Source organism: Micromonospora sp. NPDC051006 (genome assembly GCF_044456245.1).
Taxonomy (GTDB): Bacteria; Actinomycetota; Actinomycetes; order Mycobacteriales; family Micromonosporaceae; genus Micromonospora.
Map to the genome: position 1 here is coordinate 126,498 of NZ_JBITFP010000003.1, position 21,683 is coordinate 148,180.

A 21,683-nucleotide genomic window follows, 5' to 3' on the forward strand; every position below is an offset into this window, starting at 1 on the left:
CCGACGAGGAGAACTCAACAGATGCGTACCACCCGTTTCCTGGCGCTGGCCGCCGTCGGCGTGCTGGCCGCAGCCGGCGTCACCGCGTGCTCCGACAGCGACGAGGGGGGCCCGGCCGCAGCCGGTGGCCCGATCGTGGTCAAGGCCAGTGACACCGCCTGCGACGTCGGCGACACCGATCTGAACGCCGGGACGGCCACCTTCAAGATCACGAACTCGGGCGGCAAGGTGACCGAGTTCTACGTCTACGCGAGCGGCGACCGGGTCATGGGCGAGGTGGAGAACATCGCCCCCGGACTCAGCCGTGAGCTGCACGTTGAGCTGCCCGCCGGCACGTACGAGACGGCCTGCAAGCCCGGGATGAGCGGCAAGGGCATCCGGGGCGCGTTGAAGGTCAGCGGATCGGCCGCGCCGTTGACCGAGGACGCCGCGCTGGCCGGTGCCGCCGAGAGCTACCAGCGCTACGTCAAGAGCCAGACGACCGCCCTGCTGGAGAAGACCGAGGAGTTCGTCGGCGCGGTCAAGGGCGGGGACGTGGCGAAGGCCAAGGAGCTCTTCCCGGTCGCCCGGACCTACTGGGAGCGGATCGAGCCGGTCGCCGAGATCTTCGGCGACCTCGACCCCAAGATCGATGGCCGCGAGGAGGTCATCGAGGAGGGAATGGAGTTCACCGGCTTCCACCGGATCGAGAAGGACCTCTGGACCACCGGCGACATCAGCAAGGACGGCCCGATCGCCGACCGGCTGCTGGTCGACGTCAAGGAGATCGTGAGCAAGGCCAACGCCGAGAAGCTCTCCCCGCTCCAGCTCGCCAACGGTGCCAAGGAACTGCTCGACGAGGTGGCCACCGGCAAGATCACCGGCGAGGAGGACCGCTACTCGCACACCGACCTCTGGGACTTCAGCGCCAACCTGGAGGGCTCGAAGGCGGCCATCTCCGCCCTCCGGCCCGCGCTGGAGCAGCGCTCGCCCGACCTGGTCAAGCAGCTCGACAGCGAGTTCGCCAACGTCGAGGCGCTGCTCGGCAAGCACCGGGCGGGCGACGGCTGGAAGCTGCACACCGCGTTGAGCAAGGCCGAGCTCAAGGAGCTCTCCGACGGCATCAACGCGCTCGCCGAGCCGATCAGCAAGGTCGCCGCGGTCGTCGCCCGGTGATCCTGGACAGGGGGAGTCGATGAGCGGAAGCAGGGTGTCCCGGCGCCGAGCGATCACGCTCGCCGGCGCCGGGGTGGCCGGTGTCGCCGGAGTCGCGGTCGGCGCTGGCGCGCTGACCCGTGGCCCGGCGGAGCACGCCGCGGCCAGCGACCACGCCGCGGGCGCGGTGCCGTTCCACGGCGAACACCAGGCCGGCATCGTCACGCCGGCCCAGGACCGGCTGCACTTCGTCTCGTTCGACGTCATCACCAAGGACCGGGCCCGCCTGGTCGAGCTGCTCCAGGAGTGGACGGCGGCCGCCGCCCGGATGACCGCCGGCCGGGACGCCGGTGTGCTCGGCGCGGTCGGCGGCATTCCGGAGGCGCCACCGGACGACACCGGTGAGGCGCTCGGCCTGCCGCCGTCGCAGCTCACGTTGACCATCGGCTTCGGGCCGACGCTCTTCCGGGACGCCCAGGGCCGGGACCGGTTCGGCATCGCCGACCGGCGCCCCGCCGCCCTGGCCGACCTGCCCCGGTTCCCCGGTGACGCGTTGCAGCCGCAGATCTCCGGCGGCGACCTCTGCGTCCAGGCGTGCGCCAACGACCCGCAGGTGGCGGTGCACGCGATCCGCAACCTGGCCCGGATCGGCATGGGCGTGGTGAGCGTGCGCTGGTCACAGCTCGGCTTCGGTCGGACCTCGTCCACGTCCCGTGACCAGGCCACCCCGCGCAACCTCTTCGGTTTCAAGGACGGCACCGCCAACCTCAAGGCCGAGGACGGCGACCTGCTCGCCGACCAGCTCTGGGTGCCGGCGGGCGACGGGCCGGAGTGGATGACCGGTGGGTCGTACCTGGTCACCCGCAAGGTCCGGATGTTGGTCGAGACCTGGGACCGGACCTCGCTGGCCGAGCAGGAGGAGATCATCGGCCGGGCCAAGGGCAGTGGCGCGCCGCTCGGGCAGCGGGACGAGTTCGAGGAGCCGGACTTCGCCGCGAAGGGCGAGGACGGCCAGCCGCGGATCGCCGAGCACGCGCACGTCACGCTGGCGCACCCCAGCCGGAACAACGGCGCGCACCTGCTGCGCCGTGGCTACAACTTCGTGGACGGCTCGGACGGCCTGGGCCGGCTGGACGCCGGGCTCTTCTTCATCGCCTACCAGCGCGACCCGCGCAAGCAGTTCATTCCGATCCAGACCCAGTTGGCCCGGCACGACGTGCTGAACGAGTACCTGCGGCACGTCTCCAGCGGCCTCTTCGCCTGCCCGCCCGGGGTCCGGGACGGCGGCGACCACTGGGGGCGGACGCTCTTCGCCTGAGCCCTGCCCCCGCTGAGGTGGGGTGGCTGGACGCTGTCGACCTGCCCCGGAAATGGGGCGGGGCCGCGCACCCGTGGCTCAGGTGCCGGGTCGCTCGGCGGTCGCGCTCGCGGGGCGTACCACCGCGGGGCCGGCCTGGGTCGGTGGCGCAGGAGTGGTCGGCGGGCGTACCACCACGGGGCCGGCCTGGGTCGGCGGCGCGGAGGTGGTCGACGGCCGCAGCAGCGGCGGGCCGGCCTGGGCCGGTGGCGCCGGTGGCTTTGCGGCCGGCGCGGCCGCCTCCGGCGCGGCCGGGCGGATCGGCTCGGCTGGCGGGGTGGGCATCAGCTCCGGCCAGAGCGCCGCGGTTGCCGCCCGGGTACGGCGCATCCGGTGCATCGCCCGGCGGTGCCGCTCGCCGAGGACCGCGGCCAGGTAGACGGTCTCCGACGCGGCCAGCGGCGGGGGTGGGGTGGTCACCGCGGCCACCTCGGTCCAGAGGCCCCGGGCCAGCCGGGTCCGGTCCGGCTCGACGAGCTGGTGCACCCGGGCCAGATAGTGCCGGGCGGCGAGCGCCAGCTCATCGTCGAGCCGGGTCAGGTCCAGCGTGTACGCCCAGCTGACCAGCGGCGGTACGGCGGTCGGGACGGGCCGCCACACGGCTGCGGTGCGGGTGTGGATGACCAGGGTGCCGGCCACCAGATCGCCGAGCCGACGGCCGCGCCGGTCGGTCAGCATCACCGTCACTCCGGCCACCCAGCTGAGCAGTGGCAGCACCAGGCCGGGCCACTCGACGGCGACCCCCACCAGTGCCCGGGTCAGTGACTGCCGCAGCTCGACCGGGCCTCCGTCGGCGCTGACCACCCGCAGGCCGACCGCGAGCTTGCCCGGGGTCCGCCCGCCGGCGAACCGCTCGAAGAGCACGGGGTAGCCGACCAGCACCAGGATCAGCGCGATCGTGCCGGTCGCACCGGTGATCGCGGCGTTGACCAGCTCGATCGGCAGGGCCGCGAAGACGAGCCCCGCCAGCATGGCGAGCACCAGCGCGAGAGCCAGCTGGCACAGCACGTCGAGCAGCAGGGCGAGCACCCGGGAACCGAGTCGGGCGGCCCGGATGTCCAGCTCGACGGCCTCGCCGCTGACCAGCCCGGCGTCGCTTTCGGCGACCGCCCGGGCAACTGCCCGGGTGCCGGCGGGCGATGGTGGTTGCGCGCTCACCCCGACAGTGAACACTATGATCGCCGGGACGGGGGTGGGGCGTGGATCTCGACGCGTACGTCGCGGAGCACGGTGGCCAGTGGCGGCGGCTGGAGGAGCTGTGCAAGCGTCGCCATCTCGATGCCGCCGACGTCGACGAGCTGGTCGTCCTCTACCAACGCGCGACCACTCAGCTCTCCGCGCTGCGCAGCCGGTCACCCGATCCGGCGCTGGTCAATCAGCTCTCCCAGTTGGTGCTGCGGGCCCGGGCCCGGCTCACCGGCCGGTCCCGCCCCTCCTGGGCGGCGGTCACCCGCTTCCTGCTGGTCGGTTTTCCCGGCGCGGTCTACCGTGCCTGGCCCTGGTGGTGCGGGGTGGCGACCGGCTTCAGCCTGCTCAGCTTCTTCCTGATCTGGTTCGTCGCGAACAACCCGGACACCGCCGGTGCGTTCATCGGCGAGCAGGCCGCGGCGGAACTGGTCGACTCCGGGTTCGCCGGTTACTACACCGAGTTCTCCGCACCGACCTTCGCCTTCCACCTCTGGACGCACAACGCCTGGATCGCCGCCCAGTGCCTGGCGTCCGGGGTGCTGATCGTGCCGGTCTTCTATCTGCTCTGGGAAAATGCGCTGAACATCGGCGTGGTCGGCGGGGTGATGGTCTCCTACGGCCGGGCGGACGTCTTCTTCGGCCTGATCACCCCGCACGGCCTGCTGGAGTTGACCGGGGTGTTCGTGGCCGCCGGGGTGGGGTTGCGGACGGCCTGGGCCTGGATCGCACCGCCGGCCGAGCTGAGCCGGGGTCAGGCGGTGGCCCGGGCCGGGCGCTCCGCGATCCTCGTCGCCGTGGGCCTGGTCGGGCTCTTCGCGGTCTCCGCGTTCGTCGAGGCGTTCATCACCCCGGCGCCGGTGCCGATCGCGCTCCGGGTGGCCTGTGGCGCCGCCGTCTGGCTCGCCTTCCTCGCCTACGTCCTCATCCTCGGCCACCGCGCCACCGCCGCCCCCGCCCCCCACCCCGCCGACCAGCCGGACCCCGTTGATCATGAAGTTGTTGGCGCGACACGCCGAGGTGACTGGCAATAACTTCATGATCAACCGGAGGGTGTCGGTGGGGTCAGAGCTGGCCGAGGGCCTTGAGGCGTAGGTAGGTGTCGGCGAGGGTGGTGGCCAGGGCGCCGGCCGGGGCGTCGACCACCGTGACGCCGTGCCGGGCCAGGGCGCTGCGGACCCGGTCCCGCTCGGCCAGCGCCCGCCAGCCGGCCGCCGCGGCGTAGGCGTCCTTCGGTCGGGTCGGCGTGCCGGCGGTCAACGCCGACAGCACCGGGTCGTGGGTCGCCGCGATCAGCACCCGGTGCCGGGCGGCCAGCCGGGGCAGCACCGGCAGCAGCCCCTCGCCGAGCGCGCCTGCCTCCAGCGCGGTGAAGAGCACCACCAGGCTGCGCTGGCGCTGCCGGCGGAGCACCTCACCGGCGATCAGCTCGAAATCCGTCTCGACCAGCGCCGGCTGCAGCGGGGCGAGCGCGTGCACCAGCCGGGGAAGCAGCGCCGGTCGGCCGGTGCCGGCGACCGTGGCCCGGACCGCGGTGTCCGCGGCCAGCAGGTCGACCCGGTCGCCGGCCCGGGCGGCGAGCGCGGTGAGCAGCAGGGCCGCGTCGATGGCGGTGTCCAGTCGGGGCTCGTCGCCGACCCGGATCGCCGAGGTGCGGCCGGTGTCGAGCACGCAGACCAGCCGCCGATCCCGCTCCGGCCGCCAGGTACGCACCAGCACGTCCGCCTGCCGGGCGCTGGCCCGCCAGTCGATCGACCGCACGTCGTCGCCGACCACGTACTCGCGCAGCGTGTCGAACTCGGTGCCCTGGCCGCGTCCCCGGCTGACCTGGGTGCCGTCGATCACCCGCAGCCGGGCCAGCTTCTCCGGCAGATGCCGTCGGGAGTCGAACCGGGGCAGCACCCGCAGCGTCCATGGTGGCGTGGCGGGCCGGCCGGCGCGCTGGCGGAACGCCAACCGCAGCGGGCCGAACGAGCGGACGGTCAGCGCGGCGACCGCCCGGTCGCCGCGCCGGGTCGGGGTGAGCCGGCTGGGCAGCAGCAGCGTGCCGCCCGCGGGCACCGTGACGATCCGGTGCGGCGGGATGTCCGGGCGGGCGCCGGCCGACGGCACCCAGGCGTCGCGCACCTGGGCGCGCAGCGTACGCGGGGAGGGGTTGTCGATTCGGAGGGTGACCGTCGCGGTGCCGCCGAGGCGGACCACCCGCTCGCCCTCGCGCTGCGCGGTCAGCTCCGCCGGCGGGACCGCCAGCAGCCGGTCCACCGCCACCAGCAGCAGCACGCCGCCGGTCATCAGCAGCACCCCGGCGAACGGCGACGGCCAGAACGGCAGGGTCAGCGCCCCGACCGCCAGCAGCACCGCCGCCCGCCACGTCATCGCGGCGTCGGCACGGTGGCGAGCACCGTGTCCAGTACCGCGTCGACCCCGACGCCCTCCAGCTCCACCTCCGGCCGCAGCCGGAGCCGGTGCCGCAGGGCGGGCCGGGCCACCGCCTTGACGTCGTCGGGAACCACGTGGTCCCGCCCGGCCAGCCAGGCCCACGCCTTGGCGGTGTTCAGCAGCGCGGTGGCGCCACGCGGCGAGGCGCCCAGTTCCAGGGCCGGGGTGCTGCGGGTGGCCCGGCAGAGGTCCACGAGGTAGCCGAGGAGCGGCTCGGCGACGTGCACCCCGCCGACCCCCGCCCGGGCGGCGGCCAGGTCGGCCGCGGTCGCCACCGGCCGTACGCCGGCCGCAGCCAGGTTGCGCGGGTCGAAGCCGGCGTGGTGGGCGCGGAGCACCCCCAGCTCCTCCTCCCGGCTGGGCAGCGGCACGGTGAGCTTGAGCAGGAACCGGTCGAGCTGCGCCTCGGGCAGCGGGTAGGTGCCCTCGTACTCGATCGGGTTCTGGGTGGCGGCCACGATGAACGGGTCGGGCAGCGGGCGCCGTCCGCCCTCCACCGACACCTGTCGCTCCTCCATCACTTCCAGCAGCGCCGACTGGGTCTTCGGCGGGGTCCGGTTGATCTCGTCGGCGAGGAGGATGTTGGTGAAGACCGGGCCCTCGCGGAAGGTGAACGCGGCGGTGTGCGGGTCGAAGATCAACGAGCCGGTGACGTCGCCGGGCATCAGGTCGGGGGTGAACTGCACCCGCTTCGAGTCCAGGTCCAGCGCGGTGGCCACGGTGCGGATCAGCAGCGTCTTGGCCACCCCCGGTACGCCCTCCAGCAGCACGTGCCCCCGGCAGAGCAGGGCGATCACCAACCCGGTGACCACCGCGTCCTGGCCGACGACCGCCTTGCCGACCTCGGCCCGCAGCCGGTGCAGGGCGGCGCGCGCGTCGTCGGGGCCGATGTGCGGCAGCTCGGTGGTTCCGGCGGGTCGGGTCACCGGGGTCCTCCTTTGGTCGGGTCGGTTCGTGGCGGTTCGGCGGGGTGCGCCCGGTCGGCCGGGAAGTCGACGACGGTACGGACGATCCGGTCCAGCGACCGGGCCAGATCCAGCAGCTGCCGGTCGGTGTCCGGGTCGGCGCCGTACAGCAGCTCCTCGATCTCGCCCGGGCCGTCGCCAGTGCGGGCGGCGACGGCCGCGGCCACCCGGTCCGGCGGTGTGTCCACCGGCAGGTTCAGCCGGGGTAGCAGACGGGTCAGGGTGGCGGCCCGCAGCGTCCGGGCCGCCGGTCCGCGCGCGCCGGCCTGACGGTAGAGCCGGGCCCGGCCGAGAACCGTCTCGGCGGCCCGTACGGTCACCGGCAGCGGCTCGGGTGCCGGCGCTCCGAGCCGGCGGGCCCGCCAGAGCACGGCGAGCAGCAGCGCCAGCGCGAGCTGCGCGAGCAGTGCCCAGAACCACGGTGGGAAGGCGGTCCAGAGCGGGTTCGGCGGGTTCTGGTCCGCACTGCCGGCTGAATTCTCGCCGTTCTGGTCGCCTCCGCTCGACGAGTCGTCGGAGCCGCTGCCCGGTGCGCCGGGCCGGGGGTTGGGCGTGCCGCTGCCCGGCTCCTCGCCGGGGGAGTCGCCGGGTTCGGACGTCTCGCTCGGCTGAGCCGCGGTGCCGGGAGCGCCCGGCGGGGGCGGGGCGGGACCGTCCAGATCCAGCCAGAGCACCCGGCCGCGCACCCCGAGCAGGGCGGTGGCCAGTTCCCGGTTGTCGGGCTCGTCGATCCGATCGTTGCGGAACGGGTCGTCGGCGCCCACCACCACGGTCTCGGCGGCACCGGGCAGCCGGGCCAGCCCGGCCGCGAAGCAGAGGTCGGCGTCGCCGTCGGACGCGTACCGCTGGCGCGCTAACGCGGCCTGGCGCACCGCGCCCAGCTCGGTCAGCGGGCAGGCTCGCCCGGCGTTCTCCGGACCGACCACCTTAGTGGTCCAGCGCCGGTCGGTCCGGTGCAGCGGTACGGCGGCACCGTCCAGCACCCGTCGGGACGGGTCCACCAGCACCAGCCGGGTGCCGGTGGGCAGCGTGCTCAGCCCGCCGAGGGTGTCCGGGTGCAGCAGGTCCGGGGCGGGCACGAAGAGGGTGGCGGGACCGGCGCGGGTGGCCAGCAGCGCGGGCACGAGATCGGTCTCCCGCTGCACCGCGACTCCTCGCTGGCGCAGTGCGTCGGCCAGCCGGCTGCCACCGTGTCCGCCGGTCTCCACCGGGGAGAGGTAGCCCGGGTCGTCGGGGTCGGGCCGGTCCACCGCCCGGGTGATCAGGCTGGTGGCGATCAGCGCGGCGACCAGCCCGAACGGCACGGCGATCCGGTACCAGCGACGCCGGGGACGGGCCGGCGTGGGGCGCGGCGCCTTGGCGGTCGCCGTGGCCGAGCGGGCGGCCGTCTGCGGTGTGGCGGTCACGGTCGGGCCTCCCGGGCGCCGGCCGGCTCGGACCGGGCGGCCGGCCCACCGGCGTTTCCGAGGGCGTCGGTTCCGCCGCCGTGCTGCCCGGGGACGGTAACCGGGCCACCGCCCGGTCCGGGTACGGCGGCCGGCGCGCCAGCGGTGCTGGAGGGCTCGGCGAGCACCCGGTGCAGGTCGGCGGCGAGTTCCCGCATCCGCCGGTCGTGCTCGGCCGAGGCGGGCCGCTGGGCGTACCAGAGCTCGGCGAAGATCGCGCCGGCGGCCGCGACCGGCGGTCCGGTGGGCGGCCGGTTCCGCGCCGCGGTCGCGCCGACCTCGAGCACGGTGAGCCCGGGCTGGCGGGGCACCACCTGCCGGCTGACCAGTTCACCGATCATGTCGCGCAGCCGCTCCCGGACCGCCTCGGCATAGCGGCCCTCCGCGGCGAGCCGGTCGGCCAGCGAGAGGTGTGCGGGGCCCGGAGTGTCCGGCGGCAGCGGCGCGATCGCAGTCGGCTCGGTCGCGGTGGCGGCCTTGCGCGCGGGGCGTCGCCGGCGTCGGAAGCGGGGGAGCCTCGGCCGGCGCAGTCGCGGCAGGCGGATCCGCGGCAGCCGGATCCGGGGCAGCCGGCGGGGCACCCAGGCCGGAAAGGTGTGCCAGGCCAGCGCGGCCAGCGCCGCGGCGACGACCAGCAGCAACGCCACCAGCGGCAGCGGCACGTGATCACCGAGCGCCGCCGTGGTCTCGGTCCACCACCGGCTGAAGCTCATCGGCCGGCCGCCCGCAGGACCGGCTCCGGCGTGCCGGCCGGCGCCCGGGAGAGCAGGATGTCCAGACCTTCGGTGCGCATCCGGGTCTCCATGTGCAGCACCGCGTCGAGGCAGGCCAGCGCCGGGTAGGCGACGCTGTTCACGCCGGCCCAGACCAGCAGGGCGACCGGCACCGCCCAGCCGGCGTCGAACAGGTCGAGCCGGTTCAGCCCGAGCACGGCGCCGGTCGCCAGACCGACCCGGAGCACCCACCAGCCGAGATAGCCGAGCAGTCGGATCAGCCCGGCCCGGGCCCCGCCGCGTACGGCCAGCGCTGCCGCCCGGGGCAGGGCGCGCGGCGCCGAGACGCGGTCGACGACGAGCGCGGGCACGAGCCCGCCGAGCAGAGCGAACCCGACGAACCAGGCAGGCCCGAACAGCGCGGCGGTGAGCATCAGGGCGCCGACCACCGGCGCGAGCAGCAGCGTGGACCCCCACCGGGCGCCGGCGGGCCGGAGCACCTCGCGGGGACGGGCGGCGCTGCCGAGCAGTGCCGCTCCGGCGGCCCGGGCGGCCGGGTTGCCGAGCAGCGTGATGATCACGGCCTCGGTCGCCGCGCCGACGGCCAACAGGAGCCAGTACGAGGCGAACTGCCCGCTGGCGAACCACCAGATCGGCGGGCCAGCGCCGGCTGTGAGCCGCAGGGGCAGCAGCAGGAGTTGTTCGCCGACGGCGAGCACGGCGGCGAACGGCACCAGTATCCGGGCCTGTTCGCGCAGCAGCAGGACCGCCGAGTCCAACAGCTCGCCCACGGTGAGCGGGCGGCGCGGAAGCACGGCGATCGGGCCGGCGTCGGGCACGCGTACTCCTGGGGGACGAGCGACGGTGGCGCGCGGCGGCGCACGCAGGGATCATGGTTACACGCCCGGTTCGATCCGGTGGTCCGCAGGTCGGTGCCGGCGCGCGGTCCCGGCGGCGCGGATCTCTGTGGCAAGCTTGCCGGCGGCGATACTGTGCCGGGTGACGCCGGTCCCACCGAACTGAATGGGGATGGAATATTAATCCCATGAGAGCCCGGGTACTGGTGGTCGACGACGACCCCGCGCTCGCGGAGATGCTCGGCATCGTGCTGCGCAGTGAGGGCTTCCTGCCCTCATTCGTCGCTGACGGGGAACGGGCGCTGGCCGCGTTCCGCGACAGTCGGCCCGACATCGTGCTGCTTGACCTGATGCTGCCCGGAATGAGCGGTATCGACGTGGCGCGGGCGATCCGGACGGAGTCCGGCGTGCCTATCGTGATGCTGACCGCGAAGAGCGACACGGTCGATGTGGTGCTCGGGCTGGAGTCCGGCGCCGACGACTACGTGGTCAAGCCGTTCAAGCCCAAGGAGCTGGTGGCCCGGATGCGGGCCCGGCTGCGCCGGGGCGAGGACGTGGCGCCGGAGATGCTGACCATCGGGCCACCCGGCAACCAGATCAGCATCGACGTTCCCGCGCACACGGTCAGCCGCAACGGCGAAGAGGTGAAGCTGACGCCGCTGGAGTTCGACCTGTTGGTCGCGCTCGCCCGCAAGCCGCGTCAGGTCTTCACCCGCGAGGTGCTGCTCGAGCAGGTCTGGGGATATCGGCACGCGGCCGACACCCGGCTGGTCAACGTGCACGTGCAGCGGCTCCGAGCCAAGATCGAGCCGGATCCGGAGCGGCCGGAAATCATCCTCACCGTGCGGGGCGTGGGCTACAAGGCGGGTACCGGATAGCCTGGTCACACTGTGGCCTCCTCCCCGCTCCCGCACCCCGAGACAGCGAATCCTCGCCGGCGAGGCGTCGGCGGGGAGCTGTGGCGTGCGCTGGTCGGGCGGGTCGCCCGGCTGATCGCCGGCGGGCACCAGACCTGGCGGCGTTCGCTCCAGGTCCGGGTGGTCACGATCACCCTGGTCGCGTCCAGCCTCCTGGTCGGCGGGTTCGCCTATCTGATCGCCGACAAGATCACCGGAATCCTGCTGGAGAACGCCAAGACCGACGTCCGGCTCAGGCTCAACAGCGGCGCGGACTACACGGCGAAACAGGTCTACCTCTACGGCCAGCCGCAGGAGGCCCAGCTCCAGGAGACCATCGAGGGCACGGTCAACTACCTGGCCGGCGGTGACCCGCAGCAGACCAGCGGGGTGGTGGTGGCGATCACCGCGGACGGCTTCCCGGGGCTCATCCAGACTCGGACGGCCCCGGTGGCCAACGTCCAGCCGCTGATCAGCCGGGAGCTGCGGGCCGCGGTCGCCAACGGCAACGTGGCCAGCCAGATCGGCACCGGCCGGCTCACCGGCGAGCGGACCAAATACCTGGTGTACGGCTCGCCGGTGCCGACCCGGTTCGGCCAGATCGAGCTCTACTACCTCGTGCCGCTGGCCCGCCAGGACGCCACCGCCGCCGACGCCCGAGCCACCGTGGTGGCCACCGGAGCGGCCCTGGTGGTGCTGCTCGGGCTGCTCGCGGCCCTGGTCACCCGGCTGGTGGTGAACCCGGTCCGGGTGGCCGCCCGGACGGCCCAGCGGCTCTCCGCGGGCCTGCTCGACCAGCGGATGGTGGTCAACGGGGAGGACGACCTCGCGCTGCTCGCCGCCTCGTTCAACCAGATGGCGACCAACCTCCAGCGGCAGATCATGCGGCTGGAGGAGATGTCCCGGCTGCAACGCCGGTTCACCTCGGACGTCTCGCACGAGCTGCGTACCCCGCTCACCACGGTCCGGATGGCGGCCGACCTGATCTTCGCCGAGCGCGACGAGTTCGATCCGGCGGTGTCACGCAGCGCCGAGCTGCTCCAGGCCGAGCTGGACCGGTTCGAGGAACTGCTCACCGACCTGCTGGAGATCAGCCGGTTCGACGCGGGCTTCGCCATGCTCGACTCCGAGCCGACCGACCTGGTGCCGGTGGTGCACCGGGTGGCGGAGCGGCTGGCCGGCTTGGCCGAGCGGGTCGGAGTACCGATCGAGCTGGACCTGCCCGGCGCCGAGGTGATCGCCGAGGTGGATCCGCGTCGGGTCGAGCGGGTGCTGCGCAACCTGGTCGGCAACGCGGTGGAGCACGGCGAGGGTCGACCGGTGCTGATCACGCTGGGCATGGACGAGGCCGCCGTGGCGATCACCGTCCGGGACCACGGCGTGGGGCTCAAGCCGGGCGAGGAGAAGCTGGTCTTCAACCGGTTCTGGCGGGCGGACCCGTCCCGGGCCCGGCAGACCGGCGGCACCGGGCTGGGCCTGTCGATCAGCCTGGAGGACGCCCGGCTGCACGGCGGCTGGCTGGAGGCGTGGGGCGCGCCCGGGCAGGGCGCGCAGTTCCGGCTCACCCTGCCGGCCCGCGCCGGGGACCGGCTGACCACCTCGCCGCTGCGCCTGGTGCCCGAGGACGCCCGACTGCCGTTCGGCGGCCCGCGCGACGGCGGCCCGTTGGCGATCGGCCCGGGCTCGGACGGCGCACTGGCCATCACCCCGGCGCCGGCCGTCGACGCGCAGACCACCCGGGCGGAGGTGCGTTCGTGAGGCGACGGTTCATGGCCGGGGCGCTCTGCGGCGCCCTGGCGGTCGCTGCGTTCACCGGGTGCGGCATACCGGAGCGCTCCGACGTGCAGATCGACGAGCGGCGGGAACCGGCGGCCGAGCCCGGCTCGGTCAACGGCCGGCCCAGCGAGCCGCCGAGCCGGGCGTCGAGCGGCGCGGACGCCGCGAAGTTCGTCGCCAACTTCCTCGCCGCCGCGGCCGGCGAGCCGGACCGGGCGTACTACCGGGTCAAGCAGTTCATCGCTCCGGAGGCCAAGGGCAAGCTGCAGGAGAAGCAGGGCAGCGAGGTCGCGTTGACCGTGGTCCGGCCGGTGGACCGGCCGGTCTTCACCGGCAACAGCGACGGCACCACCACGGTACGGATCGTCGTGCAGCAGCTGGGTCTGCTCCGCACCGACGGCGTCCTGGTCCCGCCCGTCTCCACCGAGACGCAGTACGAGTTCAAGTTGCGCAGCGCCTCCCCCGCGGGCCCGGGCGACGACGGCGGCGGCCTCTTCCTCCTGGACCCGCCGAACGTGCTGCTGCTCAGCGACACCGCGCTGCGGGACTACTACCAGGGCGAGTCGATCTACTTCTGGAACACGGCGCGGACCCAGCTGGTGCCCGACCAGCGCTACCTGCCGCTGGCCGTGCCGGCCGAGCGGCGGCTCAACGAGGTGGTGAAGTGGCTGGTCGGCGGTCCGTCCGACTGGCTGCGGCCGGGCGTGGTGGGCCTGCCCGACCGGACCGAGATGATCAACAACGCCACCGGCGGGAACGGCCGCTGGGAGGTCAACCTGGACATGTCCAGCGACGACCGGGCGAGGGTCGACCAGCTCGTCACCCAGCTCGCCTGGTCGCTGCCGGAGCTGGACGGTCAGCTGGAGCTGAAGATCCGCAACAACCCGGCGGCGACCGCGGACCTCGCCGAGCGGCGTCGGTCGGACCCGCTCTATCCGCTCAGGCAGGGCCCGCAACGCTTCGGCGTGTACGAGGGGTCGGTCCGCCCGCTCGACTTCACCGGTGAGTCCAGTGGCCCGGTGCCGGTGAAGCCCGAGGAGAACCGCAACGTGGTGTCGGCCGGATTCGCCCGGGCCGGCGAGGAGGTCCTCGCCGCGCTGGTGGTGAAGGCGTCCGGGCGTCAGCGGTTGTCGATCGGCGCCGGCGCCAACCCGGTGACTCTCTTCGCCAAGAGCACTGATCACGGCGCGTTCGGCCGGCCGGTCTGGCTGCGGGCCGCCGACCCGCAGCAACCCCAGGGGCTGGTGGTGGCCGACGGCAAGCTCTACCGGTTCAACCTGAGCGGGCAACTCACCCAGGTGGTGCTCAACCTGCCGGCCGGTGAGGTGACCGCGGTCGCCGCGTCGCTGGACGGCCAGCGGATCGCCCTGATCGCCGGCGGCGCGCTCTACGTGGCGGCGGTCAACCTCGACGGCGGCGCGGTGGCGGTCGGGCCGCCCCGACGGGTGGTCACCTCGCTGACCGGTCTCTCGGCGGTGGACTGGGGCGGTGAGGACCGGCTCTTCGTGGCCGGCTCGGGCGGCCGGTCGGCGATCAACGAGATCACCGTGGACGGCGCCGTGCAGACCCCGATCGCCGACGAGGTGGGCGCCAAGGTGACCCACCTGTCCGCCTACCCCACCAACCCGACCGTCCAGGTGCCGGCCGGGGCCTTCATGTACGAGGCGAACGGGGTGGCCTACCGGAGCAACCCGCTCGACCGGATCCAGCCCGAGCAGGTGCTCGACGTCGCGCCGCCGCCGACCGGGGTTCGCCCCGGCAACCCGTCCGCCCCCTTCTTCCTCTACTGACGCCGTGCGTCGCCTGGGCGGGCTCTGGACGGACCTCGGCGACCTGGTGCTGCCCGCCGACTGCGCCGGCTGCCGGCAGCGCCGCCCCGGGCTGCGGTACGGGGTCTGCCCCGAGTGCGTGGCGGTGCTCGACGCGCTGAGCCCGCACCCGGTCCGCCCCACCCCCGCCCCGTCCGGCCTGCCACCCTGTTTCGCCCTCGGCCCGTACGCCGGCCCGCTGCGGGAGGCGCTGCTCGCGTACAAGGAGCACGGCCGGCACGGTCTGGCCCGGCCGTGCTCCTTGTACGCGTTGCTCGCCGAGGTCGTCGCCGGCGCCGTCGGCCCGGTCCGGCCGGTGGCGCTGGTCCCGGTGCCGGACACCGGGGCGGCGGCCCGAGTCCGCTACGGCGACCACCTGGACCGGCTGGCCCGGGTCTGCGCCGACCGGCTGCGCCGGGCCGGTTGGCCGGTGCGGGTGCTCCGCCCGCTGCGGGCGCTGCCCCGGCCGGACTCGGTGACGCTGGACAGCGCCGGTCGCGCGGCCGCCGCCGAGGCGGCGTTCCGTCCCCGGCGGGTCGGGCGGCGCACCGCGGACGCGGCGGCGCTGGTGCTGCTCGACGACATCGTCACCACCGGGGTCACCCTCGCCGCGGCGGCCCGCACGCTGCGCGCGACCGTCGGTTCACCCACGGTCGCCGCGGTGCTCGCGGCGACGGAGAAACGGCAACAGCGGTAACCGTTCGTGTTTCCGTTTCACCCGTAGGTGTAATGAGCTGTGAAAATCCTGGCCGTTCCGGCAACCAGGGGTGACTGCCGGGGGAACAGGAGTTAGCGTTTTCCTGTCGGGGGTAGGAGGTCTTCCCACCCGCTCCCGGCGGGGAAAGGAGGCGTAGCCGCACTGACCGGTCGACGCCGAGCGGGGGTCTCCCCCCGGGCGAACGGCCGGGTCGACCGGATCGAAGACGTCCGAACAAGGGAGGTCACGTGGACATCGTGGTCAAGGGCCGAAATGTCGAAGTGCCGGACCATTACCGGGTGCACGTAGCCGAGAAACTCGCCAAGATTGAACGCTACGATCACAAACTTATTCGAGTCGATGTCGAGCTGTTCCACGAGCGCAATCCGCGCCAGGCCGATCATTGCCAGCGGGTGGAGATCACCTGCGTTTCCCGTGGCCCGGTGATCCGGGCCGAGGCCTGCACGAACGACTTCTACAGCGCGCTCGACGCCGCCATCGCCAAGCTCGACACCCGGCTGCGCCGTGCGGCCGACCGACGCCGGGTCCACCGGGGCCGGCACGCGCCGCTCTCCGTCGCCGCCGCCACCGCCGGCCTGCCGGTCGCCGACCTCGGCGCCGACCCGCTGGGCGCGCTCAGCGACGACGGTCGTGCCACCACCGCCACCGCGGTCGCGGAGCGGGTCGAGGAGGAGCACGACGACCAGCCCTGGCACATCGCGCGGGAGAAGGTGCACCCCGCCGAGCCGATGACCATCGACGACGCCCTGTTCCAGATGGAACTCGTCGGCCACGACTTCTACCTGTTCCAGGACAAGGAGTCCGGCCGTCCCAGCGTGGTCTACCGTCGGCACGCCTACGACTACGGAATCATCTCGCTGGCCACCTGAGCGCCGGTCGGGTCGACCCGGAGAGCCGCGGTGGTCACCACCGCGGCTCCCCGACCCGTCAGTGGAACTCCGCCGGCAGCAGGCCGAAGACGAGGTCGTCGAGCCGGGTGTCGTCGAGGCCGGGCAGTCGGCCGCGCAGCAGACCCTCCCGGCGGAAGCCGACGTTCTCCAGCACCCGCTGCGAGGCGACGTTCTCCGGCACGGTGGCGGCGGCGAGCCGGGCCAGGCCCGCCGGTCCGAAGCCCCAGCCGGCGAGAAGTCGGACGGCCCGGGTGGCGTACCCCTGGCCGCGCCACTCCGGCAGCAGCGCGTAGCCGATCGTGCCCTCACCGGCGTGCGGGTCGCTCACCGAGAGTCCGCAGCTGCCGGCCGGCGCACCGCTCGCCGCGTCGAGGACCAGCATCCGGGCCAGCTCACCGGTGAGCCACTGGCTCTCCGACAGCAGGCACCGGCGGTCGATCGCGGCCCGCTCCGGCGGCACCGGCGGAGCCTGGTTCGCGACCACCTCCGGCCGGGTGTGCAGCCGGAACATCACGTCCGCGTCCGCCGGGGCCAACCGCCGCAGGGTCACCACACCGTCGGTCAGCCGCCCCTGCGGCAGGTCGGGCAGCGGCCGCGGGGCCGGTCCGGGCGGGTCGTCGGCGAGGCGTACCCAGGTCAGCAGGTCGTGCCGACCGCCGCCGCGCGTCTGGCCGGCGCCCCGGCGTAGCCCCTCGTAACGGAAGCCGGCGGCCAGGGCCACCCGCTGGCTGGCGGCGTTCTCCGGGTGGGTGAACAGTTCCAGCCGGGCCCACCCGGCGTCGAAGGCGTGTTCGCTGAGCGCCCGGGCGGCCGCGGTGGCCACCCCGCGCCCGCGCGCCGAGGGCGTCAGCCAGTAGCCGATCTCGACGGTGCCGAGGTACGACGCCGGCCGACTCAGACCCACCGCGCCGAGCAGCCGGTCGGTGGCCGGGTCGGCGATGGCGTACGCCGCCCCTCCGCCGGACCGGACCGCCGGGGCGCCCTCGGCGATCCACCACCGGGCGTCCGCCTCGGTGTACGGCGCCGGCAGGGCGGTGACGAAACGCTGGCTCAGCGGGTCGGCGCAGCCGGCGACCACGTCGGCGATGTCGTCGAGGCGGAACGGCCGCAGCCGGACCCCGTCAGCCTCGATGACCTCCGGCGTCACGTCAGGTCCTCGGCGAGCAGGGCGCCGACCCAGGCGTCCGTCCGCTCGCCGCGGTGAGCGACCCCGGCCCGGGCGGTGCCCTCGAAGGTGAAGCCGGCCTTCTCGGCGGCGCGCCGTGAGGCGGTGTTGCCCACGTTGGCCCGCCACTCGATCCGGGCCAGGCCGAGGGTGGTGAAGCCCCAGGCGCAGAGCGCGGCCAGCGCGGCCGGCATGAAGCCCTGGCCGCGGGCGGCCGGAGCGGTCATGAAGCCGACGTCGGCGAGGAGCGGGTCGCTGGGGGAGAGCCGCAGGTCGATCGAGCCGGCGTACCGGTCGTCGGCGTCGGCGAAGACGAAGCAGGCATTGGTCCCGGCCGCCCAGCCGTTCCGGACGAAGTCGAGGAAGCCTTCGGCGTCCGACCGCTCGTAGGGGTCGGGCACGGTGGTCCAGCGGATGCTGTCGGGGTCCCGGCAGGTCTCGACGACGGCGTCCAGGTCGCGCTCCTCCATCGGCCGGATCCGCAGCTCGGTGGCGCCGGCGGTGGCGAAGAGGGTGGGCTGCGGCCGGCCGAAGACGGCGGCCCGGCGGGCCTGGACGGTGCCGGCGGCGGCCGGGCCGGCCGTGCCGACCGCGGGCACCTCGCCGGGGAACAGCGAGCCGATCCAGCCGTCGGCGCTGCCCTCGGGGGCCGGATCGGCGAGCCGGAGCCGACCCTCGATCCGGAACCCGGTCCGGAGCGCGACCAGCCGGGACGCGTGGTTGCCCACCTCCGCCTGCCAGATCAGCCGCCGCAGCTTGAGCGTGTCGAACGCCCAGCGGGCGACCGCCCGGGCGGCCCGCACGGTCACACCGCGGCCGCGCGCCCAGGGCGCCGTCCAGTAGCCGATCTCCGCGGAGCCGAGGCGGGTGTCGATCGTGACCAGGCCGCAGGAGCCGAGCACCTCCCCGGTGGCCGCGTCGCAGACCGCGAACGGGGCTCCGGTGCCGTTCGCCCAGTCCTGACCGCTGACCTCGGTGACGAACGTGCTGGCGTGTTCCGGCAGGTATGGCCGGGGTACGGTGGTCCAGCGCTGGATGTCCGGATCCTGGCACGCGCGGTGCACCGCCTCGGCGTCGGTGGCGCGCCACGGGCGCAGCAACAGGCCGTCTTCGATGATCTCCACAGGCTCCACCGCAGCATCGTGCCGGATCGTTCGCCCACGGCGTAACCGGATATCCGGCGGTCTCCGCGCCGGGCGTGCGATATGTCGCTTTCCAGGGTCCGGTCCACCGCCACCAGTGACCATCGCCCCGATGTAGCGCCTACGATGGTTCGAGACTGTCTAGGGGAGCGTTGATCCGTGTCGATTCTGGAAAAGGTCCTTAACGCGGGCGAGGGCCGGATGGTGCGCCGGCTCAAGGCCGTCGCCAACGCCGTGAGCTCGATCGAGGACGACTACGTCAACCTCACCGACGACGAGCTGAGCGGCATGACCGAGCAGTTCAAGGAGCGGCTGGCCGACGGGGAGACCCTCGACGACCTGCTGCCGGAGGCGTTCGCGGTGTGCCGGGAGGCGGCCGCCCGCGTGCTCGGCCAGCGCCCGTACGACGTCCAGGTGATGGGCGGCGCGGCGCTGCACTTCGGCAACATCGCCGAGATGAAGACCGGTGAGGGCAAGACCCTGACCTCGGTCATGCCGGTCTACCTCAACGCGCTCTCCGGCAAGGGCGTGCACGTGATCACCGTCAACGACTACCTCGCCCAGCGCGACGCCGCCTGGATGGGCCGGGTGCACGAGTTCCTCGGCCTCAGCGTCGGCGTCGTGCTGCCGAACCGGCCGGCCACCGAGCACAAGGCCGCCTACGAGTGCGACATCACCTACGGCACCAACAACGAGTTCGGCTTCGACTACCTGCGCGACAACATGGCCTGGTCGAAGGATGAGCTGGTCCAGCGGGGCCACAACTTCGCCGTGGTCGACGAGGTCGACTCGATCCTGATCGACGAGGCCCGCACCCCGCTGATCATCTCCGGCCCGGCCGAGCACTCGGCCCGCTGGTACGGCGAGTTCGCCGGCGTGGTGGCCCGGTTGCAGGCGGGCAAGGACGGCGAGGGCGACTACGAGGTCGACTACGCCAAGCGGACCATCGCGGTCACCGAGCGGGGCGTGGCCAAGGTCGAGGACCGGCTGGGCATCGACAACCTCTACGAGTCGGTGAACACTCCGCTGGTCGGCTACCTGAACAACGCGATCAAGGCCAAGGAGCTCTACAAGCGCGACAAGGACTACATCGTCAGCGACGGCGAGGTCCTGATCGTCGACGAGTTCACCGGCCGCATCCTGCACGGGCGCCGCTACAACGAGGGCATGCACCAGGCGATCGAGGCCAAGGAGGGGGTGGAGATCAAGCAGGAGAACCAGACCCTGGCCACCATCACCCTCCAGAACTACTTCCGCCTCTACGAGAAGCTCTCCGGGATGACCGGTACCGCCCAGACCGAGGCGAGCGAGTTCAACAAGGTCTACAAGGTCGGCGTGGTGACCATCCCGACCCACCGGCCGATGGTCCGCGAGGACCGGCCGGACGTGATCTACAAGACCGAGAAGGCCAAGTTCAACGCTGTGGTGGAGGACATCGCCGAGCGGCACCAGCTGGGCCAGCCGGTACTGGTCGGCACCGTCTCGGTGGAGAACTCCGAGATCCTCTCCCAGTTGCTGCGCCGCCGCGGCATCCCGCACTCCGTGCTGAACGCGAAGTTCCACGCCCGCGAGGCGGAGATCGTCGCCCAGGCCGGCCGTAAGGGCGCGGTCACCGTGGCCACCAACATGGCCGGCCGGGGCACCGACATCCTGCTCGGCGGCAACCCCGAGTTCCTCGCGGCCAACGAGCTGCGTCAGCGTGGCCTCGACCCGCTGGAGAACGAGGAGGAGTACGCCAAGGCGATGGAGGAGGTCCTGCCCACCTGGAAGCAGGCCTGCGACGCCGAGGCCGAGGAGGTGGCCGCCGCCGGCGGCCTCTACGTGCTGGGCACCGAGCGGCACGAGTCGCGCCGGATCGACAACCAGCTGCGCGGCCGCTCCGGCCGCCAGGGTGACCCCGGCGAGTCCCGGTTCTACCTGTCGCTGCAGGACGAGCTGATGCGGCGCTTCCGGGCCGGCGCGGTCGAGGCGGTGATGGAGCGCTTCAACATCCCGGAGGACGTGCCCATCGAGTCGAAGATGGTCACCCGCCAGATCAAGAGCGCCCAGGCCCAGATCGAGGGCCAGAACGCCGAGATCCGCAAGAACGTGCTGAAGTACGACGAGGTGCTCAACAAGCAGCGCCAGGTGATCTACGCCGAGCGGCTCCGCGTGCTCAACGGCGAGAACCTCTCCGACCAGGTCCGCAACATGATCGACGACGTGGTCGAGGCGTACGTGCAGGGGGCCACCTCCGAGGGCTACGGCGAGGACTGGGACCTCGAGCAGCTCTGGTCCAGCCTCAAGCAGCTCTACCCGGTGGGGATCACCATCGAGGAGCTGGAGGAGGAGGCCGGCGGGTCGCGCACCGGCATGGACGCCGACTTCCTGATCTCCCGGCTCAAGGAGGACGCGCACGCCGCGTACGACCGGCGCGAGGCGGAGCTCGGCGAGGAGGGCGTCCGGCAGCTCGAGCGGATGGTGCTGCTCCAGGTCATCGACCGGAAGTGGCGCGAGCACCTCTACGAGATGGACTACCTCCAGGAGGGCATCAGCCTCCGGGCCTACGCCCAGCGCGACCCGGTGGTGGAATACCAGCGCGAGGGCTTCGACATGTTCGCCACCATGATGGACGGCATCAAGGAGGAGACGGTCGGCTTCCTCTACAACCTGGAGGTCCAGGTCGCGGAGCCGGAGCCGGAGGCCGAAGAGGTCGCTCTGCTGGACAAGCCGGTGGAGCTGCGGGCGAAGGGCCTCAACCGGGCCCCGCAGCAGCAGCCCCTGCAATACTCCGCGCCCACCATCGACGGTGAGGCGGGCGGCGGTTCGGTCGCCGTCGAGCAGGCCGAGCAGCAGGCGCCGGCGCTCGGCGTCGGCCGGCCGGCGAAGGCCGCTCCGGGCGGGCCGGGGACGACCGCCCCGAACGCTCCGCAGCGCCCCGCCACCGGCGTGCGCGGTCCGGCCGTCGCGGGCAACACGCCCCGCCGCGCGGCGACCGGTCAGGCGGAGGCCAGCAACGGCCCGTCCCGCAACGCGCCCTGCCCGTGCGGCTCCGGCCGCAAGTACAAGCGGTGCCACGGCGCGCCCAACGGCGGTGCCTGATCACCGCGCCGGCGCCATCCGGCGTCGGCCACACCCGTTGGAAACCCGGGGCGCCCACCGACCAATGTCAGGTGGGCGCCCCGGGCGCATTCTGCGCCCCGGCCCCGGCCCT

The 21,683-nt window shown here is 73.5% G+C and carries 17 protein-coding genes; 9 read left to right on the forward strand and 8 right to left on the reverse strand.

Annotation, left to right across the window (positions count from 1 at the left end):
- The first annotated feature begins 21 nt into the window (after nucleotides 1-21).
- Nucleotides 22-1,155: an iron uptake system protein EfeO gene (efeO, locus tag ACIBBA_RS06930; protein WP_396694542.1), complete on the forward strand. Its 1,134-nt coding sequence runs from the start codon at nucleotides 22-24 to the stop codon at nucleotides 1,153-1,155.
- Between the two features lie 19 nt (nucleotides 1,156-1,174).
- Nucleotides 1,175-2,452, forward strand: coding sequence for an iron uptake transporter deferrochelatase/peroxidase subunit (gene efeB, locus ACIBBA_RS06935; protein WP_396694544.1), 1,278 nt, complete (start codon nucleotides 1,175-1,177; stop codon nucleotides 2,450-2,452).
- A 78-nt stretch (nucleotides 2,453-2,530) separates the two neighbouring features.
- Here the strand turns inward: efeB and ACIBBA_RS06940 are convergent, their stop codons facing one another.
- Nucleotides 2,531-3,649: an RDD family protein gene (locus ACIBBA_RS06940; RefSeq protein WP_396694546.1), complete on the reverse strand. Its 1,119-nt coding sequence runs from the start codon at nucleotides 3,647-3,649 to the stop codon at nucleotides 2,531-2,533.
- Nucleotides 3,650-3,690: 41 nt separating this feature from the next.
- Between ACIBBA_RS06940 and ACIBBA_RS06945 the strand changes: the two genes are divergently transcribed.
- Entirely contained in the window at nucleotides 3,691-4,710 is a 1,020-nt protein-coding gene (locus ACIBBA_RS06945; RefSeq protein WP_396694548.1) for a stage II sporulation protein M, read from the forward strand.
- A gap of 31 nt (nucleotides 4,711-4,741) precedes the next feature.
- On the opposite strand, the gene ACIBBA_RS06950 is transcribed toward ACIBBA_RS06945, so the two are convergent.
- The 5 genes from ACIBBA_RS06950 to ACIBBA_RS06970 are packed head-to-tail and all read right to left on the reverse strand — an operon-like array spanning nucleotide 4,742 to nucleotide 10,077.
- A complete protein-coding gene (locus ACIBBA_RS06950; RefSeq protein WP_396694550.1) occupies nucleotides 4,742-6,052 on the reverse strand; it encodes a DUF58 domain-containing protein in 1,311 nt (436 codons plus the stop codon).
- Nucleotides 6,049-7,041 (reverse strand): MoxR family ATPase, encoded by a 993-nt coding sequence (locus tag ACIBBA_RS06955; protein ID WP_357048916.1) that lies wholly within the window; start codon nucleotides 7,039-7,041, stop codon nucleotides 6,049-6,051. The genes ACIBBA_RS06950 and ACIBBA_RS06955 overlap by 4 nt, the downstream gene beginning before the upstream one ends.
- On the reverse strand, nucleotides 7,038-8,486 hold the full coding sequence (locus ACIBBA_RS06960; protein ID WP_396694552.1) for a DUF4350 domain-containing protein: 1,449 nt from the start codon (nucleotides 8,484-8,486) through the stop codon (nucleotides 7,038-7,040). The genes ACIBBA_RS06955 and ACIBBA_RS06960 overlap by 4 nt, the downstream gene beginning before the upstream one ends.
- Nucleotides 8,483-9,238 (reverse strand): DUF4129 domain-containing protein, encoded by a 756-nt coding sequence (locus ACIBBA_RS06965; RefSeq protein WP_396694554.1) that lies wholly within the window; start codon nucleotides 9,236-9,238, stop codon nucleotides 8,483-8,485. The genes ACIBBA_RS06960 and ACIBBA_RS06965 overlap by 4 nt, the downstream gene beginning before the upstream one ends.
- Nucleotides 9,235-10,077 (reverse strand): hypothetical protein, encoded by an 843-nt coding sequence (locus ACIBBA_RS06970; protein ID WP_396694556.1) that lies wholly within the window; start codon nucleotides 10,075-10,077, stop codon nucleotides 9,235-9,237. Before ACIBBA_RS06970 ends, ACIBBA_RS06965 begins: the two co-directional genes overlap by 4 nt.
- Before the next feature lie 206 nt (nucleotides 10,078-10,283).
- On the opposite strand from ACIBBA_RS06970, the gene mtrA reads away from it, so the two are divergent.
- From mtrA to hpf, 5 genes are all read left to right on the forward strand, one after another.
- The gene (mtrA, locus tag ACIBBA_RS06975; RefSeq protein WP_350868921.1) at nucleotides 10,284-10,973 is read left to right on the forward strand and encodes an MtrAB system response regulator MtrA; all 690 of its coding nucleotides are present in this window, start codon (nucleotides 10,284-10,286) and stop codon (nucleotides 10,971-10,973) included.
- 90 nt (nucleotides 10,974-11,063) lie between these two features.
- Complete coding sequence (mtrB, locus tag ACIBBA_RS06980; protein ID WP_357049154.1) at nucleotides 11,064-12,749, forward strand: MtrAB system histidine kinase MtrB; 1,686 nt, start codon at nucleotides 11,064-11,066, stop codon at nucleotides 12,747-12,749.
- Nucleotides 12,746-14,557: an LpqB family beta-propeller domain-containing protein gene (locus tag ACIBBA_RS06985; protein WP_396694559.1), complete on the forward strand. Its 1,812-nt coding sequence runs from the start codon at nucleotides 12,746-12,748 to the stop codon at nucleotides 14,555-14,557. The genes mtrB and ACIBBA_RS06985 overlap by 4 nt, the downstream gene beginning before the upstream one ends.
- Nucleotides 14,558-14,603: 46 nt before the next feature.
- A complete protein-coding gene (locus ACIBBA_RS06990; protein WP_396695176.1) occupies nucleotides 14,604-15,272 on the forward strand; it encodes a ComF family protein in 669 nt (222 codons plus the stop codon).
- A 248-nt stretch (nucleotides 15,273-15,520) separates the two neighbouring features.
- A complete protein-coding gene (gene hpf, locus ACIBBA_RS06995) occupies nucleotides 15,521-16,162 on the forward strand; it encodes a ribosome hibernation-promoting factor, HPF/YfiA family (protein WP_396694561.1) in 642 nt (213 codons plus the stop codon).
- A gap of 58 nt (nucleotides 16,163-16,220) precedes the next feature.
- Here the strand turns inward: hpf and ACIBBA_RS07000 are convergent, their stop codons facing one another.
- On the reverse strand, nucleotides 16,221-17,330 hold the full coding sequence (locus ACIBBA_RS07000; RefSeq protein ID WP_396694563.1) for a GNAT family N-acetyltransferase: 1,110 nt from the start codon (nucleotides 17,328-17,330) through the stop codon (nucleotides 16,221-16,223).
- Nucleotides 17,327-18,481, reverse strand: a complete 1,155-nt coding sequence (locus ACIBBA_RS07005) for a GNAT family N-acetyltransferase (protein WP_396694565.1) — start codon at nucleotides 18,479-18,481, stop codon at nucleotides 17,327-17,329. The genes ACIBBA_RS07000 and ACIBBA_RS07005 overlap by 4 nt, the downstream gene beginning before the upstream one ends.
- 168 nt (nucleotides 18,482-18,649) lie before the next feature.
- On the opposite strand from ACIBBA_RS07005, the gene secA reads away from it, so the two are divergent.
- Complete coding sequence (gene secA, locus ACIBBA_RS07010; protein ID WP_396694567.1) at nucleotides 18,650-21,571, forward strand: preprotein translocase subunit SecA; 2,922 nt, start codon at nucleotides 18,650-18,652, stop codon at nucleotides 21,569-21,571.
- The last annotated feature ends 112 nt before the right edge of the window (nucleotides 21,572-21,683 follow it).

Excerpts from the sequence above, each read along its gene's own strand:
- efeB (WP_396694544.1), top strand. The coding sequence starts at position 1,175 with ATGAGCGGAAGCAGGGTGTCCCGGCGCCGAGCGATCACGCTCGCCGGC.
- efeO (WP_396694542.1), top strand. The coding sequence starts at position 22 with ATGCGTACCACCCGTTTCCTGGCGCTGGCCGCCGTCGGCGTGCTGGCC.
- mtrA (WP_350868921.1), top strand. The coding sequence starts at position 10,284 with ATGAGAGCCCGGGTACTGGTGGTCGACGACGACCCCGCGCTCGCGGAG.
- ACIBBA_RS06950 (WP_396694550.1), bottom strand. The coding sequence starts at position 6,052 with ATGACGTGGCGGGCGGCGGTGCTGCTGGCGGTCGGGGCGCTGACCCTG.
- ACIBBA_RS06965 (WP_396694554.1), bottom strand. The coding sequence starts at position 9,238 with ATGAGCTTCAGCCGGTGGTGGACCGAGACCACGGCGGCGCTCGGTGAT.